Origin of the sequence: Streptomyces odonnellii (assembly GCF_000981895.1) — a bacterium.
GTDB classification, from domain to species: Bacteria; Actinomycetota; Actinomycetes; order Streptomycetales; family Streptomycetaceae; genus Streptomyces; species Streptomyces odonnellii.
Window position 1 is genome coordinate 1 of record NZ_LATD01000255.1, and the last position, 15,090, is coordinate 15,090.

At 68.6% G+C, this 15,090-nt stretch carries 14 protein-coding genes and 1 tRNA gene; 6 read left to right on the plus strand and 9 right to left on the minus strand.

The window, feature by feature from the left end:
* Positions 1 to 25: 25 nt before the first annotated feature.
* The 4 genes from WH07_RS23005 to WH07_RS23020 form a co-directional block, all read right to left on the minus strand.
* Positions 26 to 1,492 carry a penicillin-binding transpeptidase domain-containing protein gene (locus tag WH07_RS23005; protein WP_046503254.1) on the minus strand — a complete coding sequence of 489 codons (1,467 nt, stop codon included), beginning with the start codon at positions 1,490 to 1,492 and terminating at the stop codon, positions 26 to 28.
* Positions 1,489 to 3,087 carry an FtsW/RodA/SpoVE family cell cycle protein gene (locus WH07_RS23010; protein ID WP_046503257.1) on the minus strand — a complete coding sequence of 533 codons (1,599 nt, stop codon included), beginning with the start codon at positions 3,085 to 3,087 and terminating at the stop codon, positions 1,489 to 1,491. Before WH07_RS23010 ends, WH07_RS23005 begins: the two co-directional genes overlap by 4 nt.
* A gap of 152 nt (positions 3,088 to 3,239) precedes the next feature.
* A complete protein-coding gene (locus tag WH07_RS23015; RefSeq protein ID WP_046503259.1) occupies positions 3,240 to 3,722 on the minus strand; it encodes an SH3 domain-containing protein in 483 nt (160 codons plus the stop codon).
* A gap of 190 nt (positions 3,723 to 3,912) precedes the next feature.
* Positions 3,913 to 4,200 carry a zinc-ribbon domain-containing protein gene (locus WH07_RS23020; protein ID WP_046503262.1) on the minus strand — a complete coding sequence of 96 codons (288 nt, stop codon included), beginning with the start codon at positions 4,198 to 4,200 and terminating at the stop codon, positions 3,913 to 3,915.
* 288 nt (positions 4,201 to 4,488) lie between these two features.
* Here WH07_RS23020 and WH07_RS23025 point away from each other — a divergent pair, with 288 nt between their 5' ends.
* Positions 4,489 to 5,613: a nuclease-related domain-containing protein gene (locus tag WH07_RS23025; RefSeq protein ID WP_408645899.1), complete on the plus strand. Its 1,125-nt coding sequence runs from the start codon at positions 4,489 to 4,491 to the stop codon at positions 5,611 to 5,613.
* A 103-nt stretch (positions 5,614 to 5,716) separates the two neighbouring features.
* On the opposite strand, the gene ligD is transcribed toward WH07_RS23025, so the two are convergent.
* Entirely contained in the window at positions 5,717 to 6,607 is an 891-nt protein-coding gene (gene ligD, locus WH07_RS23030) for a non-homologous end-joining DNA ligase (RefSeq protein WP_046503266.1), read from the minus strand.
* A gap of 51 nt (positions 6,608 to 6,658) precedes the next feature.
* Here ligD and ku point away from each other — a divergent pair, with 51 nt between their 5' ends.
* Both ku and WH07_RS23040 read left to right on the plus strand, forming a co-directional pair.
* Positions 6,659 to 7,540 (plus strand): non-homologous end joining protein Ku, encoded by an 882-nt coding sequence (gene ku, locus WH07_RS23035; protein ID WP_079023469.1) that lies wholly within the window; start codon positions 6,659 to 6,661, stop codon positions 7,538 to 7,540.
* Positions 7,541 to 7,617: 77 nt separating this feature from the next.
* Positions 7,618 to 7,689: transfer RNA gene (locus tag WH07_RS23040), tRNA-Arg, on the plus strand.
* 862 nt (positions 7,690 to 8,551) lie between these two features.
* Here the strand turns inward: WH07_RS23040 and WH07_RS23045 are convergent.
* The 3 genes from WH07_RS23045 to WH07_RS23055 form a co-directional block, all read right to left on the minus strand.
* Positions 8,552 to 8,905: a hypothetical protein gene (locus WH07_RS23045; RefSeq protein WP_046503269.1), complete on the minus strand. Its 354-nt coding sequence runs from the start codon at positions 8,903 to 8,905 to the stop codon at positions 8,552 to 8,554.
* Between the two features lie 204 nt (positions 8,906 to 9,109).
* On the minus strand, positions 9,110 to 9,721 hold the full coding sequence (locus WH07_RS23050) for a TetR/AcrR family transcriptional regulator (protein ID WP_046503270.1): 612 nt from the start codon (positions 9,719 to 9,721) through the stop codon (positions 9,110 to 9,112).
* A 10-nt stretch (positions 9,722 to 9,731) separates the two neighbouring features.
* A complete protein-coding gene (locus tag WH07_RS23055; protein WP_052744532.1) occupies positions 9,732 to 10,706 on the minus strand; it encodes an NAD(P)/FAD-dependent oxidoreductase in 975 nt (324 codons plus the stop codon).
* Positions 10,707 to 10,765: 59 nt separating this feature from the next.
* Here WH07_RS23055 and WH07_RS23060 point away from each other — a divergent pair, with 59 nt between their 5' ends.
* The 3 genes from WH07_RS23060 to WH07_RS23070 all read left to right on the plus strand — a co-directional run bounded on the left by WH07_RS23060 (position 10,766) and on the right by WH07_RS23070 (position 13,962).
* On the plus strand, positions 10,766 to 11,482 hold the full coding sequence (locus tag WH07_RS23060; protein ID WP_079023470.1) for an LLM class flavin-dependent oxidoreductase: 717 nt from the start codon (positions 10,766 to 10,768) through the stop codon (positions 11,480 to 11,482).
* 392 nt (positions 11,483 to 11,874) lie between these two features.
* Positions 11,875 to 12,897: a glycoside hydrolase family 11 protein gene (locus WH07_RS23065; RefSeq protein ID WP_046503277.1), complete on the plus strand. Its 1,023-nt coding sequence runs from the start codon at positions 11,875 to 11,877 to the stop codon at positions 12,895 to 12,897.
* A gap of 33 nt (positions 12,898 to 12,930) precedes the next feature.
* On the plus strand, positions 12,931 to 13,962 hold the full coding sequence (locus WH07_RS23070) for a polysaccharide deacetylase family protein (protein WP_046503280.1): 1,032 nt from the start codon (positions 12,931 to 12,933) through the stop codon (positions 13,960 to 13,962).
* 73 nt (positions 13,963 to 14,035) lie between these two features.
* Here the strand turns inward: WH07_RS23070 and WH07_RS23075 are convergent, their stop codons facing one another.
* Entirely contained in the window at positions 14,036 to 15,073 is a 1,038-nt protein-coding gene (locus WH07_RS23075; RefSeq protein WP_046503283.1) for a 2OG-Fe(II) oxygenase family protein, read from the minus strand.
* Between the last annotated feature and the right edge of the window lie 17 nt (positions 15,074 to 15,090).

Consider the following 15,090-nt stretch of genomic DNA (forward strand, 5'->3'; position numbering starts at 1 on the left):
CACGTCCCTCCCACCCCACCCCCGCTCAGTCTCGCAGCGCCTCCTCCATCACCGCCCGCGCGACCGGAGCCGCGCTTCCGCCCCCGCTGATGTCCGCGCGGTCGGCCGCCGTGTCCTCCACGACCACCGCCACCGCCACAGCGGGCCGTACCGCGTCCTCCTCCTGCGCCCAGGCGATGAACCAGGCGTACGGCCGGCCGGAGTTGCCCACCCCGTGCTGCGCCGTCCCCGTCTTCCCGCCGACCGTCACCCCGGGGATGGCCGCCCTCGTACCCGTACCGTCCCTGACCGCCCCGGTCATCATCTCCCGCAACTGCTGCGCCGTGGCCGGGCTCATCGGCCGCCGGTACGGCCGCTCGCCCGTACGCGACACCACATCCCCGTCCGACGTGGTGATCCGGTCCACCAGATACGGGTGTCTGAGGTCCCCGCCATTGGCCACCGCCGCCGCGACCATCGCCATCTGGAGCGGGGTGGCCCGGGTGTCGAGCTGCCCGATGGAGGACAGGGCCAGCTCGGCATCGCTCATCCGGGTGCCGAAGCGCGACGGGGCGACCCCGGTGGGAATCCGCAGCCCGCTGTCGTTGAAACCGAACGCCTCCGCGGTCTCCACCATCCCGGCCAGTCCGGTCCGTACGGAGAGCCCGGCCAGCACCGAGTTGCACGACCATCTGATCGCGTACGCCAGCGAGGCCCGGTGGCAGCCGGTCACCTCATTGGGGAGGGTGGTCCTGGTCCCGGGCAGGACAAACGGTTCGGCGATGGGTGTCGGGGCGTCGGCGTCGACGACCGTACGGGACTCCAGCGCGGCCGCCGCCGTAACGATCTTGAAGGCGGAACCGGGCGGATAGGTCTCCCGGATGGCCCGGTTGAGCATGGGCTGAGTGCTCGCCCCGGTCAGCCGGTTCCAGGCCGTGGTCACCTCATGGCCGGTGCCGGACAGCCGCCCTGGATCGTACGAAGGGCTGCTGACCAGCGCCAGAATCCGGCCGGTGGTGGGCTCGATCGCCGCGACCGCGCCCCGCCGCCCGGCGAGCCCTTTGTACGCGGCGCGTTGCAGCGAGGCCCTGATGGTGGTGACGACCGTGCCGCCGGGCTGCCGGCCGCGGGTGATGTCGTGCCAGAGAGGGAGGAAGGGGAGCGGGGAGAGCAGCGGTTCCGTACCGGAGAGGACCTCGTCCTCGACGCTCTCCAGCAGGGTCGTGCCGTATGTCTGGGAGGCGTAGCCGGTGACGGGCGCGTACAACGGCCCCTGGGTGTAGGTCTGTTCGTACCGCAGCAGCTCGCCGGTGTCCTTGGGGCGGGTGACCGTCCTGCCCTCGACCAGGATGTCGCCGCGCGGCTGGGCGTAACGGGCCACGGAGGCACGGCGGTTGGCGGGGTTGTTGTCGAGGGAGCGGGACTCGACGATCTGGATCCTGATGGCGTTGAGCAGCAGTGCGATGAGGAGGAGCAGACAGAAGAGGGCGGTGTGCCGGATATGGCGGATCACCGGTCGTCCTCCAGGACGGCGGGGGAGACGCTGCCGCGCTCGGTGTCGGGGGCCTTGGGATGGGCGGTGCCGGCGGGACCACCAGGGTCGCCGGGACCACTAGGACCACCAGGACCGCCGGGGCTGCCCTGCTGGATGGGACCACTGGGGCTGACGGCGCTGCCCGGCTCGGCCGGGTGCGCAGGGCTCGCGGGTTTCGCGGGCTTCGCAGGCGTCGCGAGGCTCGTAGGCCTCCTGGCATCGGCGCGGTCATCCGTACGCGCCTCCGGCCGCGGGCTGCGCGCCGAGTCGCTGAGCCGGATCAGCAGCGCCACGCTGATCCAGTTGGTGACCACGGACGAACCGCCCTGCGCCAGAAACGGCATCGCCATACCGGTCAGCGGAATCAGCCCCGTCACCCCGCCCGCGATGACGAACACCTGAAGGGCCAGGATCGAGGCCAGCCCGGTGGCGAGCAACCGGCCGAACGGGTCCACCAGCACCAGCCCCGCGCAGTAACCCCGGGCGACCAGCAGCGCGTACAGCAGGAACAGCGCGGCCAGCCCGAGCAGCCCCAGTTCCTCGCCCGCGGTGGCGAGGATGAAGTCCGACTTGGCCGCGAAGCCGATCAGAATGGATTCGCCCCGGCCGAGCCCGGTCCCCGACAGCCCGCCCGCCGCGAACGCGAACAGCGACTGCGCGAGCTGGCCCGGCCCCCGCCCCGCCTCGATGGACGCGAACGGGTGCAGCCAGTCCTGCACCCTGCTGTGCACATGCGGTTCCAGCGAGCCGACCGCGAAGGCGCCGGCCGCCGCGAGCAGCAGACCGACGGCGATCCAGCCGGTGCGCCCCGTCGACACGTACAGCAGGATCACGAACAGCCCGAAGAAGAGCAGCGACGTGCCCAGGTCCCGTTCGAGGACCAGCACCATCACACTGAGCAGCCAGATCGCGACGACCGGCCCGAGCACCCGCCCGGTGGGCAGATGGAGCTTGCGGAACCGGCGGCCGGTGTACGTGAGCGCGTTCTGGTTCGCGGCGAGATACGCGGCGAAGAAGACCGCCAGCAGGATCTTCGCGAACTCGCCCGGCTGGAAGGAGAGCCCGCCGACCCTGATCCAGATCTTCGCGCCGTTCACGGCCGGGTAGCAGATCGGCACGATCAGCAGCACCAGTGCGGTGACGACCGAGAGATACGCGTACCGCTGAAGCGCGCGATGGTCGCGCAGGAACACGACGACGGCGATGAACAGCGCGACGCCGAACGTCGACCACACCAATTGCGTCGGTGCCGCGACGGCGTTCGGGGTCTCCAGGTCGAGCCGGTAGATCAGGACCAGACCCAGACCGTTGAGCAGCACGGCGATGGGCAGCAGCAGGGGATCCGCGTACGGGGCGCGCAGACGGACAGCGATGTGCGCGAGCAGGGCGAGCATGCCGAGCCCGGCGCCGTAACCGGCGGCGCCGGGCGGCACGGCTCCGTACGTGCCGAGGCCGACACTGACGTAGCCGAAGACGGAGATGAGGACGGCGCAGACGAGGAGCGAGAGTTCGACGCCGCGGCGTTTGCGGAGGCGTGGCTCGGGCGGGGGAGTGTCCGCCGTCGTTGCGGTCATGGAGCGAAACGTAGCAAGGCGGCATGCCTTATGTCCGTTTATGTGGCGGCGTAAGGCATGCCGGACCGGTGCTGTGGCTGGTTTCGCGTCAGGTTTGGTACCTGCCGGCGCCCGTCAGCGCCTGTCGGTACCCGTTGCCTGTGGGTACCCGTTCAGCACCAGTGCGGGGTCTCACCCAGGCTGCGGATGTACTTGGCCGATCCCCAGGCCCAGCTACCGTCCGCCAGGAGGTACCAGCGGTTGTTCCCGTCCACATAGCCGCCTTCCACCCGGCAGAAGATGCGCACGATGTCGCCGTACTCCAGCTCGCCCACGACTCTGCTGCTGCGGGTCGGCTTGTCGCGGAGGAGGAGGCCGGTCCTGGCGACGATCTTGCCGCGGTAACGGGCGGGGACCGCGGCGTCCTTGGCGGGCGCGGTGTCGTCGGCGGGCTTGGTGGCGGGCGGCTTGGTGGCGACGGGCTCGGGCGTGGGCATCGCCGCCGGCTTGGTATGGTCCTCCGGCTCGGTGGCCGAGGGGCTGGTGGTCAGGGGCACGGCCGCCGCGGGTGCGACGGCGGCGGTGGCGAGAGTCGCGGCGGTGACCGCGGTGACGGCGAGGGCGACGGCGGTACGGCCGAGCGAACGCACGAGCATGGAGACTCCTGTGACCTGAGGGCGAGGAGCCGGTGATTCCGGCATATGACTCGCGAGGCTCACGCTAGGTTCGCTACTCAGAGTCCGCAAATTATGACTCTCCGTGCGGCACCGGGGTCCGGCGGCTGGAGTCCGGAGGCCGGAGGCCCGAGGCCGTAGCCCGGAGGCTGAAGCCTGATGGGGGCAAGCCCTAGAGGTTCCGCTGCTCCTGCTGGTTGTACGCGAGGTTCGCCGCGCCGTGGCCGCTGCTCTGGAGAAGCAGCTCGTCGGCCTGCTCCTTCGTCACCCGCTGGTCCGCGCCGCAGAAGGTGCACTGGGTGACGTACTTCGTGGAGAAGGCGAAGAGCGGCACGAAGAACAGCGTGAACTTGGTGACGCGCTTCTTCAGGGTGTGCGCGGAGGGGTTGCCGCAGTGCCCGCAGACCAGCGTGAGTATCGCGAGTTGGTAGAGATAGCCCTTGGTGCCGAAGATGATCATTTGGGTTCCTTCCGCGGGACACGCGGCCCCCGACAGAGTGCGGTCTTTGTAACCAGCTTGCCGTACGGGAGTGACAGTGCGGGTAAGAGTGACTGAGCCGGGGGCACGGCCCGGAACCGTAAGCCGGGAGCCGGGAGCCGGGAGCCGGGGCGGGGAGCAGAGAGCCGGGGGCGAGGGTCGGAGGCCGGGCGCGCCGAGCGGCTCGGGGCCTCAGGGCCTCGGGGGCTATTGCCTCGGCCGCCCCGAGGCTGGTCCCATGGGCATGGTCCGTAGTGGGGGTGAGGTGCTGTGACGACGATCCGATTACGTGTCACGCCGGTGCGTGTACGGGGCCGGGACCGGCTGTATGTCAGCCTGCCGGACGGTACGACTGTCGCCTGGTACGACAGCGACGGCCAGGGGCCCGGCGCCGGAACGGGCGGCCGGGTCAGCGTGCTCCCCGGAGCGCGCCCGGGGGCGGGGCGCGAGGACGTGCTGGCCGCGCTCACGCCGTACCTCGCCGGTGAGGTGACCGTCGGACCGCCCCCATTGCCGACCCCGGCCGATCTCGACCGGCTCTCGCTCCACCCGGACGACGACCTCGCCCCCAACCGCCCGGGAGAGGCGCTCCACGCGGAACTGACGGCTTCGCCCTCGGCTTCGGTGGTACGGGAGGACCCGCCCGCACCGGAGGCGCGGCCGGGCCGCCTGAACCGTGGCCGGACCACATGGCGTACGACCACACAGGGCCGGACCACACAGGGCGCGTCCATCCATGGCGGGACCACACAGGGTGAGGCCACGCAGAGCGCCGCCCCGTGGCGTCAGCGCATATGGGGCCGCGGCACATGGGCCCGCGGCACATGGGGCCGGACCACATGGCGTACGGCCACATGGCCTGCGGGCACATGGCGCAAGGACCCATGGCGCCACAACCCACTGCGTACCGAGCTGCTCGCCCAGCAGATCGTCGGCGACCAGCTCGACCACCTGGAGGGCGTCGGCTGGCGGGTGCTGCACTCGATTCCGCTGCCCGGCGCCGATGCCCGTATCGACCATCTCGCGATCGGCCCGGCGGGCGTACTGGCCGTCCGTACCCTCGCCGCCCGCGGACAGCGGGTCCGTATCGCCGATCCCATGGTCCGTACAGGCCGTTCCGCACCGCTTCCCCAGCTCCGCTGGGCTCGCCGTGCCGCCGAGCGCGCCTCGTACGCCCTGGCCACCGCCGTACGGCCGGTCCTCGCCGTGGTCGACGCGTCCGAGCCGTCCTTCCGTACGGGCCGTACCGGCACGCTGCCGTCCCCACCGGACGTGCGGATCCTGCACGACACCGAGATCCCGTCGCTCGCGTCCCTCGGCGGCGTACTCAAACCGGCGGACATCGAGACCCTGTACGCGACGGCCCGCGACCGCCACACCTGGCTGTCGGTGTAGCGCGGTAGGTGTGCGGCGCGCTGCAGGTGCTGTACGCGCGTGTCCCCGGCCGCCGGCCGACCCGGGTCCACGCCCTGGCTCACGCCTCGGGTCACACCCAGGGTCACGCCCCGGGCAGCGGGCCCGCGCGGCCGGGGTCGAGGAGCGGGGCGAGGAGGTCGCCGTACCGTTCCAGCCGTCCCGCGATGTCCTCCAGCCGGAAGACGAGCTGCTCGGCTGTCGTACAGTCCGCGATCTCGTCCCAGGTCACCGGCGTGGAGACGGTCGGTTCCGGCCGCGCGCGGAGGGTGTAGGGCGCCGCGGTCGTCTTCGCCGCGGCGTTCTGGCCGTGGTCGACGAAGACCTTCCGCGGCCGCAGTGAGCGGGTCATCCGGTGCACCACCAGTTCCGGCAGCGCCGCCTCCGCCTCCACGGCCAGCCCCTTCGCGTACGCCGACACCTCCGCCGAGGGGGCCCGCTCCAGCGGTACGAGCAGATGCAGCCCCTTGGATCCCGAGGTCTTCGCGAAGGCTTCGAGCCCGTCCGCGCCCAGCCGCCCGCGCAGCCAGCGCGCCACCGCGCAGCACTCCACCACGGTCGCGGGCGCCCCGGGGTCCAGATCGAGGACCAGCCGGTCGGCGAGGCCGGGCGCGTCGGCCTGCCACTGGTGCGTATGGAACTCGACCACCAGGTTCGCTGCCCACATCAGCGTCGGCAGATCCTCCACCACCACCTGCCGGCCACTGTCGGCCGTCTTCCGGGGCACCTCGGCGACCCGCGCCCAGTCGGGCGTGCCGGGCGGCGGGTTCTTGGTGAAGAACACCTGTCCGCCGGGCCCGTCCGGGTAGCGCAGGAAGGAGACGGGCCGGTTGGCGAGATGGGCCAGCAGGGGGCCCGCCGTACGGGCGTAATAGTGCAGGACCTCGCCCTTGGTGGTGCCCGTCGCGCCGTACAGCACCTTCTCCAGATTGCTGAGCGCCAGGCGCCGCCCCTCCACCACGGTGATCGGCGTCATACGATGAGAATCCCACAAAACTTCCCTATTAACGGATGAAAGGGATGGGCTGTGCGATCCATATGGAACGGTGCGATCTCCTTCGGCCTGGTCAGCATCCCGATCAAGCTGGTGAACGCCACCGAGAACCACTCCATCTCCTTCCGCCAGATCCACAAGGAGGACGGCGGCCGTATCCGCTACCGCAAGGTCTGCGAACTGGACGGGAAGGAACTGGCGGCCGCCGACATCGGCAAGGGGTACGAGGACGCGGGCGGCACCATCATCCCGATCTCGGACGAGGACCTGGCCGCGCTGCCGCTGCCGACGGCGAAGACGATCGAGATCGTGTCGTTCGTCCCGGCGGACTCGATCGATCCGCTCCAGATGGACACGGCGTACTACCTCTCCGCGAACGGCGTGCCCGCGGCCAAGCCGTACGTCCTGCTGCGCGAGGCGCTGAAGCGCAGCGACAGGGTCGCGGTCACGAAATTCGCCCTGCGCGGGCGCGAGCGGCTCGGCATGCTGCGCGTGGTCGGCGACGTGATCGCGATGCACGGCATGTTCTGGCCGGACGAGATCCGCGCCCCGGAGGGCGTCGCCCCCGAGACCGAAGTGACCGTACGGGACGCCGAACTCGACCTGGCCGACGCCCTGATGGACACCCTCGGCTCGGTCGACCTCGACTCCCTCCACGACGACTACCGCGAGGCGGTCGAGGAACTGATCGCCGCCAAGGCCGGCGGCGAACCCCTGCCGGAACACGCACCGGCGGAGGGCGGCGGCCGGGTCATCGACCTGATGGCGGCCCTGGAGAACAGCGTCCGCGCGGCAAAGGAGGCCCGCGGCGCGGAGGGCGAGGTCGCGGAGGTCACCAAGCTCCCCCCGAAGCCACGGAAGAAGGCCGCCACGAAGAAGCCGGCCCCCAAGAAGAAGCCCCGCTCCACAGCCTGACCCACCCCTGGAAATACCTGTTCACAGCCACCCCGCCGAAGCTGGTAGGGTTTCACCCGTCGCCACCACAGCGACGCGCCCCCGTAGCTCAGGGGATAGAGCAACGGCCTCCGGAGCCGTGTGCGCAGGTTCGAATCCTGCCGGGGGCACACTGTGTAAGTGTGCCTAAGACCCCGCCATCAGCGGTTTCGCTGAGAACGGGGTCTTCGCGTATAGGCAGGCGTATGCGGCGCGAAGCGGCCGCATGACGGGGTCTGTGGACGAGGCGAGGACGGGATCTTGAAGCATTACCGCAGGTGAGGTCCCGGGAAATGGCGAGTGCCGCACCAGCGCCCAACCCCTTCCTGGCGATTGTCACGCCCAGAGCACCACGGCAAGCGGGTCTTCCAGTCCTGTGACCACGAGTCCCTATGCTGCATCGTTTAGTTATGTCGAAGTACTTCGCGCCGACTAGGAACTACCGCCGCGCCTCGCAGGTGAAGCGATCTGCCGCGACTGCTCCAGTCCGACCGACGGCGACCCGGTCGCCCTGACCAGCGCGACCGTTGCCCCGGACGCCGATCGCGCAGCCGTCGAATCGGCCGCACCGATCCGCAACATTTACTCGATGTTCCGCGACGCACCAAGGACAGACGGCGCCGACCTCGCGGACCCGCCCGTTCTGCGGCAAGGACAGGTACGCCGTGGCCGGACCGAAGATGTCCACCTCTGTGAGCGCTGCTGACAGAAGGACCCGGCTGATCCGCTTCCCTCCTGATCAGCCTGCCTCTCAAGATTTTTTGATCCGATCCCGTCCAGCGCCATTCTTGTTGGCTTCCTCTGATCCGCATCTGGCTGACGCGTGGCGCACAAGCTCTCCTGCGTCTGGCGGTCTGGTGCCAGACCGGTGCCGGATCCTGCGGGGAGCAAAGGCGAACAGCGGGGTCTGACCGCGGGGCAGCCTGGGGTCCATCACCGCGTCGCCTCAGGCCAGCGGAACAACTGCCGTCAAAAGAGACGGCCTTCGCAAGCTCAGTTCTCCGCCTCTGCAGCGCCGGGGCTTCCCGTGTAGTGCTCGCCGTCATCACCGATGAGGTTCGCCGACAGTTCCCCCGCAAGGTCTGCCAAGGCTGTCCTGGTGATGCCAGGGGCGTGCGCTCCGGACGCTGTTACCTGTCCCTCCCGCCAATGGAAGCCGACAGTGCTGCCTCTGGGACTGATCCAGGTGAACAACGCCTGCCGGCCGATGCCGGCTAAGTCGAGGTACCCGTCTTCGCGAAGCACGGGACAATCACGCGCGAATGCGATCCACCCCTCAAACGTGATCGGGCACTCCTTACTGCCCATCAGGTCCCACGCCCGCGTCATGTGAAGTTCGTATCCCATGTCCGGGATGATTCACCAAGGGTCTGACAGGGAGCGCCGCCTGCGGGTCCCCCGTCTCAGTTTCCGTCTCATTCAGCGCGGTTCACGGCCGTGCGATCCGAACCCGCCGCCGTCGCGGCGCCGACAGGCCGCCCTCGATGAGCGCAGGTGAACGGCTCTGCACTTGGCCTCACACCCGACCAATGTGGGCGGCCGGGTGGGAATTTAGTCCGTTGCGTGTGTTTGTTGGGCGATGATGGCGTGGGCTGTGCGGGATGCGCGGGATTCGGCTTCCTTCAGGTTGTTCTGGGCCGTGGGGAGCATGTTCTGTTGGAGGAACAGTGCGAACCCGTGCGCCGCCGCCGCGATTCGTACCAGTAGGTCGAAGGCCGCGGTCGGGTCCTCGGTGATCTGGCCGGTGATGGGCATGAGGGTGTCGAACAGGTCGGTGCCCGCCTTGGCCAGTTCGGGGTGGTGGGACTTGTCCAGGCCGGCCAGGAACGTGATGTCGAACAGCGCGCGTTCCTCGGACGCGAAGCGTACGTACGCCGCCGCGAACGCGGCCAGTTGTTCGGCGGGGTCGGTGGTTTCCGCGAGCGCGGCGGTGTAGCGGCGGCGCTGTTCCTCGTAGCCCTTGAGCGCCAGTGATGCCAGCAGGGCGTCCCGGTCGGCGAAGTGCTTGTAGGGTGCCGACACACTCACACCGGCGCGGCGGCACGCCTCGGCGAGTGTGAAACCGTGCGGACCCCGTTCTGCGACCAGGGCCAGAGCCGCCTGCTCCAGGGCGTTGCGCAGATCTCCGTGGTGTTGGCCGGTGGGGCGTCGTTCGACAGTCACGCCGCCCAGGTTAACATTCTTCACCGCCTGGTGAATGATATTTACCTGCCTCGTGGTGGGCGGCGATCGCCGCCCGCCACGGGCGCAGCGTTTTCGGTGGCATGTTGACCGCCACAACACCGGCGATGCGGCCGCCACGCCGGTACGCGACCAGGAAGCGGTCCGACCGGAGGCCGCCCTCGACGACGGCCGTCTCCTCGTGCCCGGGCAGATGGCCGTACGCCTGGATCTTCATGCCGTACTGGTCGGACCAGAAGTACGGCACCGGCGCGAACGGCTGCCGGGCGGCCGGTGCGAGCAGGTTGCGGGCTACGGCCAGGCCCTGTTCGGCGGCGTTCGTACGGCGTTCGACCCGCATGGGTACGCCGAAGAGCGGGTTGTGCCAGCGGGCCACGTCGCCGACGCCATGGACGCGCGGTGCCGCCGAGCTGAACTCGTCGCACACCAGACCGTTGTCCAGGAGCAGTCCGCTGCCCCGCAGCCATTCGGTGTTGGCATGGGAACCGATACCGACGACGACGTCCGGGGCCGCGATCTCCGAGCCGTCGTTCAGCCGGAGACCGGTGAATTCGCAGTCGTGGCCGAGTACTTCGTCCACCGTGACTCCGGTGCGCAGGGCGACACCGTGCCGGCGGTGTGCCCGGGCCAGCGCCCGGCTCACCTCCTCGCCGACCGCGTGCGCCATCGGCACCGGTGCCGCCTCGACCAGTGTCACCGCGAGACCGAGGCTCCGTGCGGTCGCCGCGGCCTCGGCGCCGATGAAGCCCGCACCGACGACGAGAAGCCGCCCGCCGGGCCGCAGCCGCTTCTTGAGGGCGAGCGCGTCGTCCAGTGTGCGCAGATGGTGGACCCCGCGCAGCCCCTCCGTACCGGGCAGCCGCCGTGGCCGTACCCCGGTGGCGACGACCAGGGCGTTGCAACCGACGGCCGATCGGCAACCTGGCCACCTACGGGAGTCGAAAGAGTTCGCGGATTCCTTCGACATAGGTTCAATATTTCCCGCATCCGGTCGGACATGCTGAGCCGCGCACCTATGGTGGCGGCATGAAGACTCCTGACCTTGGCAGCGTGGGCGCGTATTTGCAGTCCCAGCAGTTTTCCCGGTTCTTTCCCGGATATCGGGTCGCCGAACTGGAACGCCTCGGTTACGGCACGGTGTGGATCATCAGTAACGTACCGGGCGATCTCGCGATCCCCGAGCAGGTCCTGGCCGTCACGGAGCGGGTGACCGTCGGGACGGCGATCGTCAATATCTGGGTGGACCCGGCCGACCAGGTGGCCGAGTCGTTCCACCGGATCGAGCAGCGCCATCCCGGGCGGCTCGTGGTCGGCATCGGTGTGGGGAACCGCGAGATCGACGGAGAGATATACCGGAAGCCGAAGACGCACACCAAGCGGGCACGGCAACTGTTCGGATCGGACGCGGTACTCGCGGCGGTGGAAACCGTATTCCTCGACACCGATGTGAATGCCGCGAGGGAGAAGGCGCGCGATTGGGCGCGCTTGTACCTCACCGTCGCGAATTTCGCCAACAGTCCCAAGGAGACGGATTTCCCTGATCTCGTGGTCGGCGCGGAGCCCGACGACGCCGTGGTCGACGCGCTGGCCGCGTACGGCAGCGCCGAGGACATCGCTGCGCGGGTCGAGGCCCGGCTGGCGGCCGGAGCGGACAACGTACCGCTTTATCCTCAGCCCATCGACGCCGATCCGATGCCCGCCTTCACCGCCGTCGCCGAGGCCCTGCGTCTGACGAGGCGCTGAACGACCGGGGTTCGCGCGCGCCGACGAAGACCCTTCGAAATGTTTCGAAGAGTCTTCCTGTATTTTGATCTCCACGTGAGGGCTCCTTCTGGGAGCACCTCGATCCAATCGGCTGGATATGGCTTTGAGCTGTACGAATGCCCGTCCGATGTGACGTTGGGCTCAGCGAATATTTCGCATCCATTGCCGAAACTGTTGACAGTCGACAGGGGCAGACCAACACTGTCGCCGTTGGCAGAGCTCAACCACTGCCGATGTGGACCGCCACCGTGACCCGGCTCTGCTCCCGGTCTTCCGGGGCACGACCGAAACACGACCCACCGCACCTCGCAGACGCATGTCACGCTGCCCGGCCCCCGTCGGCCTCACGAGGACGAGGAGGAAGCACGTACATGAACGACGCACCCGCACGTCCGACGCGCCGCGGGCTTGGCCGCTTCGCGCCGGCCCGCCGCTTCAGGCTGTTCATCAGCAGTGCCTGCACCCTGTTACTGGTCGCCGTGGCCGCGATGACCATGCCTGGCACCGCCAACGCCGACACGGTCGTCACCACGAACCAGACCGGCACCAACAACGGTTACTACTACTCGTTCTGGACCGACTCACAGGGATCGGTCTCCATGAACCTGGGGTCCGGCGGCAACTACAGCACCTCGTGGAGCAACACCGGGAACTTCGTCGCCGGCAAGGGCTGGAGCACCGGCGGGCGCCGGAGCGTGACCTACTCGGGCACCTTCAACCCGTCCGGCAACGCGTATCTGGCTCTCTACGGCTGGTCGACGAACCCGCTGGTGGAGTACTACGTCGTCGACAACTGGGGCACCTACCGGCCCACGGGAACGTACAAGGGCACCGTCACCAGCGACGGCGGTACGTACGACATCTACCAGACGACGCGCTACAACGCCCCCTCCATCGAGGGCATCCGCACCTTCAACCAGTACTGGAGCGTCCGGCAGGCGAAGAGGACCGGCGGAACCATCACCACCGGCAACCACTTCGACGCCTGGGCCCGCGTCGGGATGAGCCTGGGCACCTTCAACTACATGATCCTCGGCACCGAGGGCTACCAGAGCAGCGGCAACTCCAACATCACCGTGGGCGGCACCGGTTCGGGCGGTGGCGATGGCGGCGGTGGTGGAGGCGGTGGCGGATGCACCGCGACGTTGTCCGCCGGTCAGCAGTGGAGTGACCGGTACAACCTCAATGTCGCGGTCAGCGGTTCCAGCGCCTGGACGGTGACGATGAACGTACCGTCCCCGGCCAGGATCCTGTCCACCTGGAACATCAACGCCGCCTATCCCAACTCCCAGACGCTCACAGCCAAACCCAACGGCAGTGGCAACAACTGGGGTGTCACCATCCAGCACAACGGCAACCAAACCTGGCCAACAGTCTCCTGCACCACGACCTGACCCCCGAATCCCCAGGCTGGAGGACCACTCCTCATGAAAGCCAGAGCACAACTCCCCTTACGCTCCCTGGTCACGGGACTGGCCGTCGTCGCACTGGCCGCGGCGAGCGCCCTCACCGTCAACACCGCCGCGCCCGCTCAGGCCGCCTCCGCTCAGGCCGCCCCCGCGCCAGCCAACCCCGCACGGGCCGCCGCCTGCAACGGATACGTCGGGCTCACTTTCGACGACGGCCCGTCCGGCACCACATCGAGCCTGCTCAACGCACTCAGGCAGAACGGGCTGCGGGCCACGATGTTCAACCAGGGCCAGTACGCGGCCGCCAACCCGTCCCAGGTCCGGGCCCAGGTCGACGCCGGTATGTGGGTCGCCAACCACAGCTACACCCACCCCCATCTGACCCAGCAGAGCCAGGCGCAGATCGACTCGGAGATCTCCCGGACCCAGCAGGCCATCGCGGGCGCGGGCGGCGGCACACCGAAGCTGTTCCGGCCGCCGTACGGTGAGACCAACGCGACGGTGAAGTCGGTCGCGGCCAAGTACGGCCTCACCGAGATCATCTGGGACGTCGACTCGCAGGACTGGAACAACGCCAGCACGGACGCGATCGTCCAGGCCGCCGGCCGGCTCACCAACGGCCAGATCATCCTCATGCACGACTGGCCCGCCAACACGGTCGCGGCGATCCCGCGTATCGCCCAGGGGCTGGCGGCCCGCGGTCTGTGCGCCGGAATGATCTCCCCGCAGACCGGGCGCGCCGTGGCCCCCGACGGCGGCGGTGGCGGCGGTGGCGGTGGTGGCAGCGGATGCACCGCGACGTTGTCGGCCGGTCAGCAGTGGAGCGACCGGTACAACCTCAATGTCGCGGTCAGCGGTTCCAGCGCCTGGACGGTGACGATGAACGTACCGTCCCCGGCCAGGATCCTGTCCACCTGGAACATCAGCGCCGGCTACCCCAACTCCCAGACGCTCACAGCCAAACCCAACGGCAGTGGCAACAACTGGGGTGTCACCATCCAGCACAACGGCAACCAAACCTGGCCAACAGTCTCCTGCACCACAACGTGACTCCCGAGCGCACGTGTGGCGCGGCGGCCACGAGCTGCCGCGCCACCCGGCCGCCGACCGGGGCCCGCTGGGCTCACGTCTGGCCGTTCTTGACGATCAGAGCGCGCAGACCGTGCTGGAGGTATTCGCCGTAGGACATCGGCTGGTTCGTCACTTGGTCCGTAGGCTGGTCCGCCGCCTCGCCCGTCGCCTGGTCCGTCGAATCCGCGGACTCGCCCTCCGGAATGAAGGGGTACACCGTGCTGTTGTGGCCGGCGTTGAGGAAGAAGGGGAGCGACAGGCGCTCCACATTGACGAATTTCACCCGGTGGTTCGGGGCCGGGAAATAGTCGTTCGTGACATGGCTCATATACGTACCGCAGTTCACGAGGAAGTTGTCCTCGGACGTGGGCAGGTCCTGCCAGCCGTCGACCGTTTCGACCTGGAGGTTCTGGACCTGGGTCTGATAGAGAACGGTGATCATCGAAACGTCCAGATGATCCTCGAAGCTCAGTTTCGTACCGTCCGGGCCCGTCTTGACCGGCGGGTAGTCCTCCAAGTGGGGATAGCGGATCAGGGATACGGAGGAGAGCGTGTCGGCCTCGGCCAGCGCGGGGTCGAAGAAGTGCTCGGGTTTGCCCAGGGCAAGGGCGAAACCGCGCATGATGACCGTGGAGAGCCGGAGCATGTCCCGGTAGTACGACTCGCAGAACGGGCGGAATCCGGGATGCCTGTCCTCGTCCGGCCAGAGGTTCACCTCGTGCATCGGCGTTCCGGACTTGATCATCGGGTGATCGTCGCTGAATGACGGGTTCAGATAGCAGAAGGACTCGACGGCCTTCTTCCCCTTGACCGCCATGTAATAGCCGTTGCGGATGTGCGAGTTGTTCTTGTTGTACGCGTGGATCGCCAGGTCGTACTTCTCCTGGTCGGTCATGGTCCGGTGGAACTCGTTGACCACGTCCTGCAACAGCTTGACATCGATCCCGTGGTTCGACGCGTAGAAGAAGCCGGACCCGCGGCACGCCTTGTTGATCTCCTGTCCGACGCGTGTCTTCTCGTCCGAGTCGTCGCCGAACAGCGGTGAGATGTCGATGGTCGGAACGTGTGCCGACGGCATCAGAATTGGCATGGAAGAATCCTCCAGGG